General features: G+C 40.4%; 13 protein-coding genes. 5 read left to right on the top strand and 8 right to left on the bottom strand.

Going from position 1 to position 18,156, the window contains the following annotated elements:
- Positions 1 to 43: 43 nt before the first annotated feature.
- On the bottom strand, positions 44 to 526 hold the full coding sequence (locus tag CWB75_RS15490; protein WP_010391063.1) for a winged helix-turn-helix transcriptional regulator: 483 nt from the start codon (positions 524 to 526) through the stop codon (positions 44 to 46).
- 169 nt (positions 527 to 695) lie between these two features.
- On the opposite strand from CWB75_RS15490, the gene putA reads away from it, so the two are divergent.
- Together putA and CWB75_RS15500 are read left to right on the top strand one after the other, a co-directional pair.
- Positions 696 to 4,499 (top strand): bifunctional proline dehydrogenase/L-glutamate gamma-semialdehyde dehydrogenase PutA, encoded by a 3,804-nt coding sequence (gene putA / locus CWB75_RS15495; protein ID WP_010391062.1) that lies wholly within the window; start codon positions 696 to 698, stop codon positions 4,497 to 4,499.
- 109 nt (positions 4,500 to 4,608) lie between these two features.
- Positions 4,609 to 5,805, top strand: a complete 1,197-nt coding sequence (locus CWB75_RS15500; protein ID WP_138571135.1) for a cyclic di-GMP phosphodiesterase — start codon at positions 4,609 to 4,611, stop codon at positions 5,803 to 5,805.
- Positions 5,806 to 5,812: 7 nt separating this feature from the next.
- On the opposite strand, the gene CWB75_RS15505 is transcribed toward CWB75_RS15500, so the two are convergent.
- From CWB75_RS15505 to CWB75_RS15530, 6 genes are all read right to left on the bottom strand, one after another.
- Positions 5,813 to 6,820 carry a general secretion pathway protein GspB gene (locus CWB75_RS15505; RefSeq protein WP_138571136.1) on the bottom strand — a complete coding sequence of 336 codons (1,008 nt, stop codon included), beginning with the start codon at positions 6,818 to 6,820 and terminating at the stop codon, positions 5,813 to 5,815.
- An 11-nt stretch (positions 6,821 to 6,831) separates the two neighbouring features.
- Positions 6,832 to 7,749, bottom strand: coding sequence for an ExeA family protein (locus tag CWB75_RS15510; protein WP_058154289.1), 918 nt, complete (start codon positions 7,747 to 7,749; stop codon positions 6,832 to 6,834).
- 153 nt (positions 7,750 to 7,902) lie between these two features.
- Positions 7,903 to 8,418 carry an Lcl C-terminal domain-containing protein gene (locus CWB75_RS15515; RefSeq protein WP_109875624.1) on the bottom strand — a complete coding sequence of 172 codons (516 nt, stop codon included), beginning with the start codon at positions 8,416 to 8,418 and terminating at the stop codon, positions 7,903 to 7,905.
- A 10-nt stretch (positions 8,419 to 8,428) separates the two neighbouring features.
- Complete coding sequence (locus CWB75_RS15520; protein ID WP_138571137.1) at positions 8,429 to 10,075, bottom strand: Lcl C-terminal domain-containing protein; 1,647 nt, start codon at positions 10,073 to 10,075, stop codon at positions 8,429 to 8,431.
- A gap of 66 nt (positions 10,076 to 10,141) precedes the next feature.
- On the bottom strand, positions 10,142 to 10,474 hold the full coding sequence (locus CWB75_RS15525; protein WP_010391054.1) for a hypothetical protein: 333 nt from the start codon (positions 10,472 to 10,474) through the stop codon (positions 10,142 to 10,144).
- 35 nt (positions 10,475 to 10,509) lie between these two features.
- Positions 10,510 to 11,214, bottom strand: coding sequence for a DUF2982 domain-containing protein (locus CWB75_RS15530; RefSeq protein WP_010391053.1), 705 nt, complete (start codon positions 11,212 to 11,214; stop codon positions 10,510 to 10,512).
- A 247-nt stretch (positions 11,215 to 11,461) separates the two neighbouring features.
- On the opposite strand from CWB75_RS15530, the gene CWB75_RS15535 reads away from it, so the two are divergent.
- The 3 genes from CWB75_RS15535 to msrA all read left to right on the top strand — a co-directional run bounded on the left by CWB75_RS15535 (position 11,462) and on the right by msrA (position 16,227).
- Positions 11,462 to 12,514: an efflux RND transporter periplasmic adaptor subunit gene (locus CWB75_RS15535; protein ID WP_138571138.1), complete on the top strand. Its 1,053-nt coding sequence runs from the start codon at positions 11,462 to 11,464 to the stop codon at positions 12,512 to 12,514.
- Between the two features lie 3 nt (positions 12,515 to 12,517).
- Positions 12,518 to 15,616: an efflux RND transporter permease subunit gene (locus CWB75_RS15540; RefSeq protein ID WP_010391050.1), complete on the top strand. Its 3,099-nt coding sequence runs from the start codon at positions 12,518 to 12,520 to the stop codon at positions 15,614 to 15,616.
- 74 nt (positions 15,617 to 15,690) lie between these two features.
- A complete protein-coding gene (gene msrA, locus CWB75_RS15545; protein ID WP_010391049.1) occupies positions 15,691 to 16,227 on the top strand; it encodes a peptide-methionine (S)-S-oxide reductase MsrA in 537 nt (178 codons plus the stop codon).
- 74 nt (positions 16,228 to 16,301) lie between these two features.
- Here msrA and CWB75_RS15550 read toward each other — a convergent pair whose 3' ends face one another.
- Positions 16,302 to 18,149, bottom strand: coding sequence for a TonB-dependent receptor domain-containing protein (locus tag CWB75_RS15550; protein ID WP_138571139.1), 1,848 nt, complete (start codon positions 18,147 to 18,149; stop codon positions 16,302 to 16,304).
- Between the last annotated feature and the right edge of the window lie 7 nt (positions 18,150 to 18,156).

An 18,156-nucleotide genomic window follows, 5' to 3' on the forward strand; every position in this document is an offset into this window, starting at 1 on the left:
TTTTTTTATGCCTGCTGTATTTTTTCTTAAAAGAATATCTACGTTATATATCTAAACGAAGCCCAGGGTCTTGTTTGATTTTTTCTATTACCATGTAAGTGTGGTGTGTGCCCACTCCCGGAATATCAACCAAATCACCTAATACTTCTCTGTATTCATCCATGTTGGAAACGCGAATTTTTAATAAATAGTCATAACCACCCGCTACCATATCACACTCAACAACCTGCTTAATTTTAAGAATGTGTTCACGAAATACTTTAAATACGGCTGTATTTGAAGTAACTAATGATACCTGCACATGGGCCACTAGGCTTTGATTAAGTTTTTCCTCACTTAATTTAGCGAAATACCCCTCAATATAGCCCTCTTGCTCTAAACGTTTAACCCTATCTAAACAGGGACTGGGGCTTAAATTCACCTGCTTTGCGAGGTTAACATTTGAAATTCTACCATTGCGCTGCAAAACGTCTAAAATTGATATATCGATACGATCAAGCAGGCGTAATCTATTCGGATTAGTCATATCAGTATTTTATATGGATAAGTTAATAATATGCCCTGTAAATTATCGTAAAACGGCGAAATTAACCAGCATATTCTGCTGGATTTTAATTAGAATGCACGCTTTACACCAACAACATTTAGCGGTAATTAACAATTATCCTAAGTCTTAACACTCCTGAGGGTTGCTTATGTTATTCAATGGCGATTTAACAACGACTTGTCCGATCAGACAAAAGATCCGTGACTTTTACCGTATTGATGAAAATGCGGTTATTGATCACATTTTACCACTTGCAGAAGTCGGTGTTAAAGCACGAAGCCGTGCATGGGAAAGAGCTCGCCAAATAGTATTAAACATTCGTAAAGACCAAGATGGTCAAAGCGGTGTTGATGCGCTATTAAATGAATTTTCACTATCGAGTGAAGAGGGTGTGGTATTAATGTGTTTAGCCGAAGCATTGCTTCGCGTTCCTGATAAAGCAACTCAAGAAACATTAATACGTGATAAATTAGCAAATGGCGATTGGAGCTCTCACTTAGGCAGTAGTGATTCTTTATTCGTTAATGCTTCGTCTTGGGGATTATTAGTAACCGGTAAAATGGTTAACTATAACGACAAAACGAAAGAGCAACAATTTGGTATGCTCAAAAAAACCATTGGTCGTTTAGGTGAGCCTGTTATTCGTAAGTCTGTGAACTTTGCCATGAAAATTATGGGTAAACAGTTCGTAATGGGCCGCACTATTGACGAGGCCATTGAACGTGCAGCCGATACAGAGAAAAAAGGCTATGTATATTCTTACGATATGCTAGGCGAAGGCGCTCGCACAATGAAAGATGCTAAGCGCTACTTCGACAGCTACATGAATGCAATTCATTCTATTGGTAAAGCAGCAAATGGCCGTGGTCCAATAAAAAGCCCGGGCATTTCTGTAAAGTTATCAGCTATTCATCCGCGTTATGAATTTACTCATAAAGAACGCGTGATGGAAGAAATCGTTCCAAAACTAAAAGAACTTGCACTTGCCGCTAAAAAATACGACATCGGGTTTACTGTTGATGCTGAAGAAGCTGACCGTTTAGATATTTCTCTTGATGTTATTGAAGCGGTATTTAGCGATGAAGACCTTGGCGATTGGCAAGGTTTTGGCTTAGCGGTTCAGGCGTATCAAAAGCGCGCTATTTTTGTTATTGAATGGCTAACAGACCTAGCAACCCGTGTGGGTCGTAAAATGATGGTGCGTTTAGTAAAAGGCGCATACTGGGATACCGAAATCAAAACCACACAACAAGATGGTTTAGACTTCTTCCCGGTATTTACCCGTAAAGCAACCACTGATGTGTCATACAAAGCATGTGCGATTAAAATGCTTGAAGCACGAGATGTACTTTACCCGCAATTTGCAACACACAACGCCTACACTGCTGCAACTATTTTAGAAGTAGCTAAAGGTGATAACCAAGGTTTTGAATTCCAACGTCTACACGGTATGGGCGAATCTTTATTTGATCAAATCGTTAATGCAGAAAAAATCCAGTGTCGTGTATACGCACCAGTAGGCCAGCACGAAGACTTACTTGCTTACCTTGTTCGTCGTTTACTAGAAAATGGTGCTAACTCATCTTTTGTAAATGCCATTGTAGATACCACTCAACCGGTTGAAGCATTATTACCAGATCCTGTTGAAACGCTGCAAGGTTTACGTAATAAATACAACACGCAAATAAAAATGCCAATTGATTTATACGGTGAAGAACGTGCCAACTCAAAAGGTATGGATTTAACTGATATTAACGTGATCACCCCGTTTAAAGAAAATTTAGACACTTGGTTTGAAGAGCACTTAATTGAAGAAAGCCAAGTACCAGAAGGCGCGCTGGCAGTTAAAAATCCAGCAAACCATAAAGAAATTATTGGCCACGTAAAATTACAAAATAGCGATGAAATGAAAGTGTTGCTAGCCAATGCTGAAACCGCTTTTGAATCATGGTCACAAACACCAGTAAAAGAGCGTGCTAATCTATTGCGTCGCGTTGCTGATATTTTAGAGCGTCATCATGATGAGCTTGTTGCTATCTGTATTAAAGAAGCAGGTAAAGTGGCACAAGATGGTATTGATGAAGTACGCGAAGCGGTTGATTTTTGTCGTTACTACGCAGCCCGTGCTGAAGAGCTTGCTCAAGATGAGCGCTTTGAAGCTCGTGGTGTGATTTTATGTATTAGCCCATGGAACTTCCCACTCGCTATTTTCTTAGGTCAAGTTGCAGCTGCTATCGTTACGGGTAACACAGTAATTGCAAAACCTGCAGAACAGACGAGCTTAATTGCTCTACGCGCTATTGAATTAATGCTTTCTGTTGGTTTACCTGAGCACGTTGTACAGCCTGTGGTTGCTCGCGGTAGCGAAGTAGGTAAAACTATTGTGCCAGATGAGCGCATTCAAGCAGTTATGTTTACAGGTTCAACTGAAACGGGCACGCTTATTTCGCAAACATTAGCGGCACGTAACGATATTCAGGTGCCTTTAATTGCAGAAACTGGCGGCCAAAACTGTATGATTGTTGACTCAACAGCGCTGCCTGAGCAAGTTGTTGATGATGTAATCAGTTCTGGTTTCCAAAGTGCAGGTCAACGTTGTTCTGCATTACGCGTACTCTTTATTCAAGAAGATGTTGCTGATGGCATTATCGACATGCTCAAGGGCGCGCTTGCTGAATTACACATTGGCGACCCATCATTACTCTCTACAGACGTAGGCCCTGTAATTGATGAAAAAGCGCTGAAAACACTCAACGACCATGTTGAATACCTAAAGGGTAATGCAACACTTCACTATGAGTGTAAAATTCCTGATAACAGCGAAAACGGTGCGTTTTTCTTTGCCCCACGTTTATACGAAATCAAAGACTTATCGGTATTAAAGCGTGAAGTATTTGGCCCGTGTGTACACGTGATCCGCTTTAAAGCAAGTGAGCTTGATAGTGTTGTCGACCAAATTAACAACACCGGTTACGGCTTAACAATGGGTATTCATTCTCGTATTGAAGAGCGCTGTGAACACTTAGCTAAAATGTCGCGCGCAGGTAATGTTTACGTAAACCGTAATATGATTGGTGCGATTGTTGGCGTGCAACCCTTTGGCGGCCGTGGACTATCAGGTACTGGCCCTAAAGCCGGTGGACCAAACTACCTACAACGCTTAATCAAAGAAAAAGCATCACCAGATAACGTACAAATGACTAACCTAACGCCAGACGAGCTTGATTTACACCACTACAGTGGCGCAAATGAGCAAGTAGAAAAGCTAATGGTTAACTCTATGCGCGATGAAAAAATTTGGCGTGCAACACCACTGAATGACCGTGTTTCTGCGGTGCGTCAGTTATTAGCGAAAGTAGCAACCGTTGAAATTATTGATGACCTTGCAGACGATTTAGCGTTAACACTTGCCGATGCACGTGCTCAGTTAAACCGCTTAGAAAAGCACATGCGTAAATATACTACATTGCCAGGGCCAACGGGTGAATCGAATACACTTCACCTTGAAGCACGCGGCTGTGTAGTATGTTACGCAGATAAGAGCACCTCATTTAACTTTTGGGCACTATCGATTATTACCGCGCTTGCTGCTGGTAACACGGTAATAACAGTAGCATCTGAAATATTTTATGATGAAGCGGTTGCTTTTAGAGATAAGTTTATTGCAACCGGCGTTGCAGAAGGTGTTTTCCAAGTAGCTAAACCAAATCAGTTACAAGCGATATTAGCGCACCCTCACCTAGCCGGAGCGGTAGTTGCTGCACGTTCTTCTCGCTTAGGCTACTTCAGCCAACAGCTTGCACAACGTAAAGGCGCTATACTGCCAGTGATCAGCTCTGAGTATTACGACACGCTAATTAAGCGCTTAATTACTGAAAAAACAATCAGTATAGACACGACGGCATCAGGCGGTAACACCTCCTTGATGACCCTTGTTGAAGATGATGAATAGAAAATAATCATTATTTAATTAAAAAGGCATCAAATTGATGCCTTTTTTATTTCTAAATGTGAATTTATTTGTTACTTTCTCTAATCATACTTGTTAATAAGAGTTCACTTTGAAAACCATTCCAACTTCACAGCTTAAGCCTGGTATGTTTGTACAAAAAGTTGTTAAACAAACTGGTAGCATTAGAATAAAAAACCAAGGCTGGGTTAAAACTCAAAGTGGAATTGATAAATTAATAAAATCAGGAATTTTAGAGGTTGAAATCGACCCTGATAAAATGCTCGCCTCTGAAGAACCTGAAACACAAACAACCTTACCTACTCAGCACGAAGTCAAAAAACGCGATCCTTGGTTAATTACCCACAGTGCTGAGCAAGAAATGAGTAAAGCTAAAAAGCTTTACGATGAAGCAAAAAACCTGCAAACCAAAGCGTTTGGCGATATAGAGAATGGGCGTACTGTTGATGTTGCGCCTTTTAAAGAACTGGCTAGTGGGTTTATTGACTCCGTATTTAGAAATCAAGATGCGCTGGCGTGCATCACGCAAATGCGCCAAAAAGATGCCTACCTGTTAGAGCACTCGATAAATGTGTCTATTTTGATGAGTATTTTTGCTAAACATCTCGGTATTGAAAAATCGATCATTGAAGAACTTGCCACCGGCGCCCTTTTGCATGATATGGGAAAAATAAAAATCCCTGATGCTATTCTCAACAAACCAGGCCGCTACAGTGACGAAGAATTCAAAGTGATGCAAAATCATGCGCTCTTTAGCAAAGAAATACTAGAAGACGCAGGATTAACGGGGATTGCCGTAGATATTGCTGGTATGCATCACGAGCGCTTAGATGGCAAAGGCTACCCCTTTGGTAAAAAAGGCGATGAAATAAGCCAGTACGTTCGCATGGCGTCTATTGTTGATGTTTATGATGCATTAACCGCTGAACGGGTTTATAAAGCAGGCATGGAGCCAATTAGAGCATTTAAAATTTTAAAGCAAGGCTGCCCAGATAGCTTTGATGGAGTGCTACTTAATAAGTTTATTCAGTGCATTGGTATTCACCCTGTGGGCACACTGGTAAAACTTTCTAGTCAAAAGGTGGGACTCGTTACTCAAAGCAACCCTGCAACACCATTAAAGCCAGTAGTAAAAACGTTTTTTAATGCAAAGCATGGGCGTTACACTGAAGTTCAAGACGTTGACTTATCAAATAAAAGAACGCAGGACACGCTTGAGTCAGCAATAAAACCCAAAGAGTATAATATAGATTTAGAAGGCTTTTATAAGCACTCTATCTTTAGTTAGTTGGCCACTATTGTGGCCAATCTTGCAGGGCTTTTAAGCTAAATTCATAACCGTCAAAATCAAGTACGCTCTGATCTGGCGCTATTTCTAACACCTTCAACGCACCAATAGACTCCCCTTCATATAGCTCTCTGCCATTGAGCTTTATCCAGCGTTTATCCGCCGCTGAAGAATAAATGTGCGCCTGATATTTAATGCTTGGTAACATACTTTGTAAGCCATCAGGAAGTAGCTCAACAGGCTGTACTCGTGATGAAAGGCGAGAGCCTTGAGTTACTTCATAGTCGGCTGTTGTTTCTGTGCTATTAACGGCTTGCGCAAACGCATTTTTCAGCGTGTCGGGAACCGTATCGAGTTCATCATTTGACTCTGGCTGCGCAGGCACATTTTGGTTAAGTGGTTTACCTAACACCTTGTATTTACTCAACTCATCTGCAGTGATTGTTCTTTTCGCCGGTTGAGTTGGTACACTTTGCGGTTGGCTGATCGGTGATTGAAAACTAGATGAAGCGTTATTCTGCGTCGAGAAATTTTGCGTTTGCCCTTGAGACGCTTGATTAACGCTCATAGGTAAATATTGTCCTTGTGGCGTCAGCAACATTTGCTGCACACCCGTTGGGGTTTGTACATAAACCAACTGCCCTGCCAGCGGCACAGAATTGTTAGGCGCAGCTGTTACAATGGGCACTTGAGGGGTTGTTACTGTTTGAGCAACCGTTCTTTGTACCTCTTCTGCGCTTGTTGGTTTTTCTACAACCCCTGACTCTTTTTGACTAAGGTCATTTTGAACAGGCTCATTTTTAACGGTTACATTTTCTTGTTGCGCCCACTTGCCGACAAAGAAGCCACTGGCCAATATACCCGTTGCCAATAAACTTCCTGCGAGTAAAAAACTAATTCGACGATAGGTCATCAACTGGCGTTGTTGTTTTAATTGTTGCGCTTGCAAGTCATATTGCTCAGCGCTCATAGTATCGTGCTTTGACTGCTTTAACGCATCTAATAAATAAGACATGAATCACCTAACTAAAAAATAAAAGACAGGCCAATTCCTGCACCAAAAAGCATTAACGCAGCAGCGCTATAAGGCCAAATCGAACCTGTTTTACTCACTTTATTATTTGTAACAATAAAGTCGATAGGTAAAGATTCACTCGCCGCTTGCTTAACAATATCACTGCCAACAATTTCTTGTTGTTTCGAAAATGCCCCTACTAATGCGCGTTCACACACCAGATTCATTAATCGTGGCACACCGCCTGTGAGCTGATGCACCATTTGCATTGCTTCCATTGAAAATATTTTCTTGTCACAACCTGCAATATGCAGCCGATGTTGAATATAAGCAATGGTTTGCCCTGGTGTTAGTGCTAACAAGTGATATCTGGCAGTAATACGCTGTGCCAGTTGCCTTAACTCATTTCGCTTTAGAAGTACCTGTAACTCAGGCTGCCCTACTAATACTATTTGTAATAACTTTTTATGATCCGTTTCAATATTGGTTAATAAGCGAAGTTGTTCTAGCACATCAGGGGCAAGTAACTGTGCTTCATCAATAATCAAAATAGTATGCCCCCCCGCTTTATTATTAAACTCAAGATGCTTTTTAATGACATCCGTTAGACTTTTCAGCGTTGCATTTTTGGCGTCGTACGTTATTTGTAATTCATCGCAAATACTGGCTAACAGTTCAAGCTCTGATAACGCAGGATTATGGATCATGGCTACTTGGGTATTTTCAGGCAGTCGCTCTAACATACTACGTGTTATTGTGGTTTTACCCGTACCCACTTCACCTGTTAACAGCACAAAGCCGCCGTCTTCACCTAACCCATAGGTAAGGTGTGCTAATGCTTCTTTGTGGCGTTCACTTAAAAATAAGTAGTGGGGATTAGGCGAAATTGAGAATGGCTTTTCTTGTAAACCAAAATAGCTTAAATACACCTTTATAGTCCTTGGTCGTTAATTCACGGCCTATAATGGCAAAAAAATAGCCTGGGTGACAACTACAACCAGGCTTTATTATTAAAATAGTGTAAATAAAAAGGCTAACCGTAAATAAAAGCGCATTTTTAGATTCGCTAATACATTAATTAACTACTTCTCATAGCGTACTAGGCGTAAATATACGTTACTTGTTTTAGCATGTAAGCTATTTAAACCACTGGAAAATTGATAAACCCATGCCGAATTTATATTGCTAATACCCGAGGTATTAGACCAATAATTTTGCGACTGCGTTGCTAAAAAAATACCCGCATTAATACTTGGATCGGTACAGCGGTGATCAACTATACTGGCTAACTCTTTAATACTTGGTACTTGCCAGTCGTTATAACCTGCCGAAGTGTCGTTAAATGCCCCTTTGAGTGAAGCTTGCCAATTTAATGGTTGAGTATCACCATCGCAGCTAGTTGTTTCGCTATTATAAACTTGACCATAATTACAGCGCTGCCACATTAGCCCTGTTTTAGTATCTGACACAGTGCCATCAATATTAATCACAAATCGGTCGGTATCATCGCTAGTCGCTACCTCTTCATAACACTGCTGCGCTGCAAGTGACTGGCTCAACCCCAAGGCTAATAACATAGAGACTTTAATTAATTTCATAATAATCACCTTAACGATTTCTAACTAAGCGCACGTAAGCGGTATTATCTTTTGGATAGGCTAAATCGTTGCCATCCATCATATCGATAGTGTAAGCCTGAGATAAACTGGCACCATCAACCGCGGTCTGTGAGGTCCAGTAGCGTAAATGCCCGACACTATTAGTCGATGGTGTATTAGGAAAAAATGCAGTATCTATCAATACATTTTGCCCTTGTTTACCGTAGTCGATTAAACCTAACAGCTCAGTATAAGTAGGTAAACGCCAATTACTGCCGCCACAAAAATCAAGCGCGTTAACCTCATCAATATAGATTTGTAATCCACAGTCAGTATCGCTCGGGCACGTAGTATTAGCACTACCCGTTACATCGCCACTATTGACAGATCCTTGCCAAATATAGCGGTTTTGTCCATCACGCAGTGAGGTATTTGGTAACACACCGGAATAAGGACTTTTCACTTCCCAGACTAGGCCGGTAGTATTATCGCGAATACAGCTAAAGTTTTGCGCATCATCAAGAAGCTCATCGGCAAACTCATTAAGTTTTGTGTAATCAAAAGCCAAATTCCCTTTACCCACTTTACCTAAACGATTGGCAAAACTATCACGCCCAAGATCAGCATCTTGAGCTGGAAACTCATCATTATTACAATTAATACGTTGAGTATTATTATAACACTCACCTACTCCGGTATCGTTTATTAACCCAAGCGCTTTAGGTGTTACATCAATAAATACGGTATCTGTGTCGGTGCGCCCTTTTAAGTCCATAACTTGTACTTCAAAGCTAAGGGTTGCATTTAAATCAATATCAGAGGCAAAAAAGCTGGCAGTACATGACTGTGATTCAAGAAGATCTTCGGTATTTCCGGTAAGTTGTTGCCACTTACATTGGTAAGTCTGAGTTGCCGCTTCGCTTGCCGTCGCATCTAAAATAACCTTATCAAACTCTTCTACTGTTTGGTCTGCACCCGCATCGGCAATAATCACTTGGGCTGTTTTATTAAGGGTCATATCAAATTGTGATGCAGATACTCCGCCCTCATCATCAGTTACGGTGAGTTGCCATTTTAAGTTGGTGTTATTTTCTAATAATGGATGAGGAAAACTAAGCGTTGGATTGGTATAGCTATCAATTGTTAAATCAGGCCCAGATAATAATTGCCACAAGTAACTACTAATTTCGCCATTTTCATCGGGGTCTGCGGAGGTTAAACCACTAAGGGTTACAGTATCTTTATAAACTGAGGGTAAGTTTGCAGGAGCAACTTGAGTAACAACAGCAAGAGGAAGCTGATTATTAGAGGCAATGAAAACACTCAAGTCGTCATTCACTAAACTACCATCTGGCGTTTGATAGCTTACTCTTAAGACCAATTCACTATCAGATTTTACATCCGGTGCAGTGATGGTTTGTTCAGCCCCTTCAAGCGGAAACACATCTATAAGGGGACCGCTTACACGCTGCCAAGTAAAAGTACCATCTGCAGGAGAGCCTTTTGCAGAAATAGTAAACTCTGATTTTTCTACAACTTGGAGATCGTTACCTGCAAATACTGACGTTTTAATATCACTGTTATCAGCACCGCCTCCCCCTCCACATGCAGCCAAAAGCAAGCATGCCATAAGTGGTATTAACGAAATTGCTTTCATACTAAGCACCTTTGTGTCTTATAATTATCTAATAAGACTGTGAAGCAAAAAAAGTGCCATTATGAGTTATAAATAGCTATCTTGATGAATACGAACAAATAATTTAGTGCCAACTTTACTGTAATCTACTTTATATTCGCGGCCATCTAAGGATTGAATAAACAACAACTGTTTTTCCTCGCTAAATACATCTGGACTTGCGATATAAACCATATCTAAGTAGCGCTCTTTTGCATCACGGCGGTTTTTTGGCAGCTCTTCTTTAAATGGTTCTAGACCATTCGCTGTTACTTTAATTCGAGGATGTTCCTCACCATTAACAATCACTAAATCTAGTTTTCTATCTTTATGAATTATGGTGTTTCGACCACTTTTAATAAAAGATCTGTCTTGGCTCATAGTTATTCCTAATCCCGCAGTGAGTACTTATATTATTATTCACACTGCGACTTGATAAACTGAGAGGGATCACGCTTCCATTTATTTAAATTTGCGCAAAATTCCCAAATATCACTTTCTATTACACTGGCAGGTAACAGTAAGTCATACCCTGTTAAAAGCTGAAGATGCTTAGCCCTATTAGCAAACATCGCTATAAGCCCATTATAGTCAATTCCTTTTTTTGACCTAAATTTATTATCTTCAACTAACCATTCTGATGGGCAATGCCCATTTTTGCAATTTTTTTGAACAACTTGCATAAATAAGTGCCGCTGTTCTATTAGTAATTTACCCGCAATTCTTGGTGCTAAAGCAGCTAAAAATGTATCTATATCATTTAACTTAATACCAATCGCGTTAAGCTCAAGATGATCGATACCGTTATCAACTTTAGGAATACCGCAATGGTGGAGATTTTCTTGGTGTAAATCCCATTGCCCGTACTTATGCTGATATGTTAATTGCTGCTCAGTTAAAATAATACTATAAAAAGGTTCTTGTGTTTTAAAAAATCCAATTAAAATTGCTGCAATACATAAACTTACTAAAAAAATTTCAATAATACTGATTTCACCTGGACGCAATAAATTAAATAGCATGATGAAGATTAAACCAATGCTACCTACGACCAGTATTTCAATCCCATTTTTAGCGCCTTGCGCTCGGTATTTGAGTGTGTGTTTTTTTATATTAGCCATACTGAAAAAACGCCATATAAAATATAAACATAATAATAGCCCACAATACTAACTTTCTCAGTGTTAAACAGCGTTTGCATGATGTTTTGAAGTTCATCAATTAACTCCTATTATTACTGTTAAATATGCGCAATGACTAAGTATCAGTTATTTTTACGCCTAACGCACAAATTAATGAGATACATAACCGCCTTTTTTTGTCCTGATTTCGTACAATACTTATAATCTATTTTCAGGTATGAAAACAATGCACTCTAAACAATCCGGCAAAGCCCTATTTCCATTTATTATTTCGGTACTAATAATTTTTAGCGTTTATTTATATTTGCCCGCATCACAGGGCGAGCAAGCTGATTACTCGGCAATGACAACACAAGTCTCTGCGCACACTGTCGAGTCGCAAGAAAATGCCATTATGATTGAAGCCATTGGCAGTGCCCGTGCTAATCAGGCTATTTACATTAAAAGCGCACAAAACGATTATGTCACCAGCATTTACTTTGAAGACGGCGACTTGGTCAGCAAAGGACAAAAATTAGTGCAACTGCAAAACCAACAAGAACAATTTGCAGTAAAAGAACTTAGCATTAATTTACAAGAAGAAAAACGCCAATTAGCTAGGCTTACCGAACTTTCTCGCTCACAAGCGACTGCCAAGTCGTTACTTGAAGAACAGCTAGCCCGTGTTGATGCCAGCGAAGCTCAACTTGAAAGTGCCAAAACTAAACTCAATGAAATGGCTATTACCGCGCCTTTTTCTGGGTTACTGGGTAAACGCGAAATATCGGTAGGCGCTTATATTAGTAACAGCACGATAATTACAACCTTAGATGATATCAGTATCATAAAAGTTGATTTTAAAGTGCCTGAAAAGTATTTAGCTCAACTGAAAAACGGAATGACTGTTCGCACTCAAAACGATGCTTACCCTGATCAAACATTCACCGGTAAAGTAACCCATATAAGCTCACGTATTGATTCAATCACTCGCAGTGTAGAAGTAACAGCCAGTTTTGCTAATAAATCGGGTTTACTTCGCCCTGGTATGCTACTTAAAACTGCACTAGAGCTAAGCAGCAATCAAGCGCTAATGGTGCCTGAAAAAGCAATTATTCCTCTGCAAGATAAACATTATGTTTTTCAAATTGAAGATGGCATAGCTAATCGCATAGAGGTACATGTTGCAAGTAGAAACAATGGCTGGGTTGCAATAGACAAGGGGTTAAAGAACGGCCAGCAGATTGTTACCGAGGGAATAATCAAAATCCGCTCTGGTAGCAAAGTAAGCGTTAAGGGGTAACACGTGAAAATTACCGATACTAGCGTCAAACGCCCCGTTTTTGCGATTGTTATTAACTTACTGTTACTCACTTTTGGCTTAGTTGCTTTTAGTATGCTGCCTTTGCGTGAGTATCCAGATATTGAAACACCGATTGTAAATATTAGTACTGAATATACCGGTGCATCTGCTGAAATTATTGAAACAAAAATAACCCAAGTTATCGAGAACCGTATTTCGGGGATTGAGGGTATTAAAAGTATTAACTCATCGAGTCGTAATGGCCGCTCAAACATTACCATTGAGTTTAATATTAACCGCGATATAGACGATGCCTCTAACGATGTACGAGAACGTGTTGCACGGGCATTAGACAGCCTACCAGAGCAAGTACGTCCTCCTGAAGTATCAAAATCAAATAGTGACGAAAGCCCTATCGCGTGGTTTGTACTTAACAGTGAAACCATGGATTCATTGCAACTTTCTGATTATGCACAGCGTTTTATTGTCGACCGTTTAGCCGTTGTTGATGGTGTATCAAATGTGCGTATTGGGGGAGAGCGAAAGTATGCCATGAAAGTATGGCTTAACCGCCAAGCGATGGCAGCTCGTGGCATTACCTCTAGTGATATAGAGCAAACGCTACGCAGTGAAAATGTAGAGCTTCCGGCGGGTGAAATTGAATCGGTAGACCGTGATTTTACTGTGCGCACTGCACGCAGCTATAAAAACCAACGTGATTTTCAAAACCTTGTCATTAAGCGAGGCGAAGATGGTTATTTAGTACGTCTAGGCGAAGTGGCTGACGTAAAATTAGAAGCCGCCGATGATGAAAGCTTATTTCGCGGAAATGGCCGTAATATGATTGGTATGGGTATTGTTAAACAAGCCAAAGCAAATACTCTTACAGTAGTTGATAATGCCCGCAGTGAACTGGAAAAGATTAAGCGTAACCTACCAGAAGGCACCACTATCGAAGACAGTTACGACTCTTCAGTATTTATCAAAGAATCAATTAATGAGGTTTATAAAACTTTAGCAATTTCTATGGGCTTAGTAGTGCTTATTATCTTTATATTTTTAGGTAATATTCGCGCCACACTTATTCCTGCGGTCACCGTACCGGTCGCCCTAGTCGGTAGTTTTATGTTTTTATTAGCAATGGGTTATTCAATTAACTTATTAACTCTACTAGCACTAGTATTAGCAATAGGTTTAGTAGTAGATGATGCCATCGTAATGCTAGAGAATATTCACCGCCGCATAGAACTTGGGGAGCCGCCTTTATTGGCAGCTTATCGCGGCGCCCGTGAGGTAGGCTTTGCAATTATAGCCACCACCCTAGTGCTGATCTCTGTGTTTGTACCATTGGTGTTTATGGAAGGACGAATAGGCGCACTATTTACAGAATTTGCAATGGCAGTAAGTGCCGCCGTGTTCTTCTCCAGTATTACTGCATTAACACTCTCTCCGGCATTGTGTTCAAAGGTTTTAAAGGCCTCTGAAAAAGAAAGTAAATTTAGCCAAGCAATGGATCGCTTTTTTACTAAATTAGAAAATGGATACCGTAACGCTTTAGCGTCAAACATGACCCGAAAATGGGGCTTAATGCTGAGCTTAGTTTTAGCTGGGTTTGTTAGTTATTCATTATTTTTACAAATACCGTCTGAACTTACCCCTAAAGAAGACCGTGGTACCTTTTTTGTACTTATGAATGGCCCTGAAGGGGCTAGCTATGAGAATAATGCCGCTAATATGGCAAAGATAGAAGAACGCTTAATGCCTTACTCTGAATCTGGCGAACTAAGCCGAGTTTTAGTGCGAGTTCCAGGTTGGGGTGGCAGTGGTGGTGTAGCCATTGTTGGTATGGCGGATTGGGATAAACGCAAACGCTCAACCTGGGAAGTCATGGATGAAATAAGCGGTAAAATGCAAGAGGTCACCGATGTACGTGCTTTTGCAATTATGCGCCGTGGTATTGGCGGTGGTGGTTCATCGCGACCGATAGAGTTTGTTTTACAAGGTAATGATTATGCTCAGCTAGCTGATTGGCGCGATAGAATTATTAAACGTGCAGAGAAAAACCCTGGGTTAGTGCGCATTGATCATGATTATAAAGAAACCTTCCCACAGTTTTTAGTCAGTATTGATAAAAATAAAGCCGCTGATTTAGGCGTATCAGTCTCAGATGTGGGTCGTACACTTGAAACCATGCTTGGCCAACGCCGTGTAACCACTTTTATTGACCGCGGTGAAGAGTACGATGTAATTTTAAAGGGAACTAAAGAAGACTTTGCAAACCCTACTGATATTTCAAATATTTACCTTAAATCTCGCAGCAATGAATTGGTGCCACTCGACAGCCTTATAAGCTTGAAAGAAGAAGCCACCGCCTCGCGTTTAAATCGCTATAACCGTATGCGTGCAATTACTCTAAGTGCCAACTTAGCTGATGGCTATACGCTAGAACAAGCACTAAACTTTTTAAACAATGTTGCCGCAGAAGAAAATGACATTGATGGCGCCATTGATTACAAAGGTGAGTCACAATTGTTTTATGAAGGTGCCTCAGCCATGACCTATGTGTTTGTGCTAGCATTGACCGTGACCTTTTTAGTGCTCGCTGCTCAGTTTGAAAGCTTTATGCATCCGCTTGTTATTATGCTCACCGTTCCACTTGGGCTAATGGGTGCTATGTTTGGCCTGTGGAGTATGGGCTTAACACTTAATATATACAGCCAAATTGGTATTGTGATGCTTATCGGGTTAAGCGCTAAAAACGGTATTCTGATTGTTGAATTTACCAATCAGTTACGTGATAAAGGGTTGGAATTTAGTGAAGCTATTTTACAAGCCGCTACCCAGCGTTTACGTCCTATTATAATGACCTCCCTAACCACAGTTATGAGTGCAGTACCTTTGGTACTCGCCTCAGGGCCTGGCTCAGAAAGTAGAATGGTAATTGGTGTGGTGGTATTTACCGGCGTAACGGTTGCCACCATACTGACTCTGTTTGTGGTGCCAGCTGCCTATTACGCACTAGCGCGAAATACACAATCACCAGAGTTTTTACAGCAAAAGCTAGATAAACAAGCAGCTGAAAAACCACTTAAAGAGATCTAAGTCACTCTGAGCGTCGTAATTAGCTGTTACGGCGCTATTTTGGTGCATATAACCATATAATTGAGGAAGTACTTATGAGTTCGACCACACAGGTAGCAACACTAGGCGGCGGCTGTTTTTGGTGTATTGATGCGGCATTTAGGCGTGTTAGAGGGGTACTCAGTGTTTGTTCTGGTTACACGGGTGGACATACTGATAACCCAACCTACAAAGCCATTTGCACAGGCAATAGCGGGCATGCCGAAGTGGTTAAGGTTGAATTTGATTCTAGTGTGATAAGCTTTGAAACCTTACTCGCAATGTTTTTTACCTTGCATGATGCCACCCAGTTAAATCGCCAAGGTAACGATATAGGTACTCAATACCGCAGCGTTGTGTATTACCATGATCAGCAACAACAATTGCAAACACAGGCCGTTATTGCAGAGCTGCAAACTCATGTTAGCGAGCCTATAGTAACAGAGGTAAGCCCAGCAACCACTTTTTACCCTGCTGAAAGTTTTCATCAAGACTATTACAATGAAAACCCAGAACAAGGCTACTGTAGTATTTTAATTGCGCCTAAGTTGCACAAGTTTGAAACCGAATTTAGCGAGTTTTTAAGTGAATAAAGTGCTTTAAAGCTATAACCAAATAGCCCAGCAATTTGCTGGGCTATTTGTTTTTCGGCAACTAAAAGTGATAATTAAAACTGATAATTTGCCCCCACAAAGAAAGTTCTTCCTGCGCTGTTATAACCTAATAGCTCACCACTGGCAGCAAACCCTGTTGCTGCAGTAAAATATTCCTTATCAGTAATATTTTCTATTCGAGCAGCTAACGACAAATTATCGAGCAACTGGTAATTGGCTGCTAAATTAAATACCGTATAGTCAGCGAGTTCAGAATCATAATACGCAATTGATGGACGCGATGAACGATACTGCATATCTAAACTAGCATCAAAATCGCCCCATGACTTAGCGAGTTGATAATTAAACGACTCTGAAGGCCTGCGTGGTAAATCTGTATTCGTCTTTTCATCTGTAGCATCTAAAAAACTAACATTAACAGAGTGTTCAAAGCCTAACGCTGAAAACTCAGCCGATAATTCTATCCCCTGCATAGATACTTTATCTATGTTAGTTGCAATATATTTACCTGAGTCTGCATCATAATTATTACTAATTAAATTATTGATACGGTTATCGAAAATAGCAATATCATAACGTCCCCATTGAGTTTCTAGGGTAACACCAAACTCATTGTTTAAGGCTTCCTCTGGCTTAATATTATTATTTGGTAGATAGTATGGGCTGTTAGTTACAAACGCATTAATTAAAGACGGCGCCCTAAATGCGGTGCCATGATTTAAACGTACCGTTACATACTGATTCGCTTTATATCCAAGCCCAGTACTGTAAGTATTGGCACGGCCGTGAAAGTCATAATCATCGGTTCTGATAACCGCATTTGCTAACCATTGTTCATGACTATAAAACGCGCCTATAAACAATGCGTTGTTATCGCGTTTTTCTTCTGATGACGTTGCTGACGAGTTTGATAAATCCTCAGACAAGTAATTAAAACCACCTGATAAATCAAGCTCTTTCGTTAGGCTATAAAGCCCTCGGTATTCAAACTCAACACGCTCTGTGCTATACACTTGCTGAACATCGGTGCCAGTTTGAGTATTTTCTTCTTGCGATACACTCAATGAAGTACTTTGGGTATATATTTCTGAGGCTTTTTTCCAGCCTAGCTTAGCGGTATAGTTTTCAAAATCGTAGGCATCGTTACCCCATGCGTTATCATACTGCGCTTCACCTTCACTGTACTGAGACTGTAAGCTCAACTTACCTAGTTCAGCCAGTTCATACGCTAAATTAAAGCCAATGTTTTTATTTTTGTAGCCATCATCATCGTGATCTTTGGTGTATTCAGCCACAGGGTCTTTGCCAGTAACATCAAAACCATCTGTCTCTTCATAGCCTAGATTATAATTAAAGCTAAGCGCCTCTTTTGCAAGCCCACCAGCAAGCTGATAATTACTGTAACTATGACTGCCCAAAGTAGCCGAAAGCGTATTATTTGAGGCTTTACGGGTAATGATATTAATTACTCCGGCTAACGCATCAGAGCCATAAATAGCTGCTCTGGCACCTTTAATAACTTCAACACGCTCGATACTATTAACTGGAATATTAGTTAGCGATACACTACCTGAGCTTGCATCGCTCACTCTTACGCCATCAACCAATACTAAGGCATATTTAGCGCTAGCACCGCGAACAAATATATCTGCTTTTTGACCTAATCCGCCGTTACGGACAATATCAATACCAGCAATGGTATTTAATATTGCAGGTAAGTCTCGGTAATTCGCTTTTTCAATATCAGCGCGGTCGACAACTGCCACACTTGCTAATACATCATTTATAGGTTGTTCAAATTTATTTGCAGTAACGGTTATTCTTTCAATTGTTTGCTCTGCAGATGCAGAAAAAGACAGCGCAGCCGAAATAGCCACACCCAATGCAGTTTTATTTATCATGATGTTC

It is taken from the genome of Pseudoalteromonas sp. S1608, assembly GCF_005887265.1.
In the GTDB taxonomy this organism is placed as follows: domain Bacteria; phylum Pseudomonadota; class Gammaproteobacteria; order Enterobacterales; family Alteromonadaceae; genus Pseudoalteromonas; species Pseudoalteromonas undina.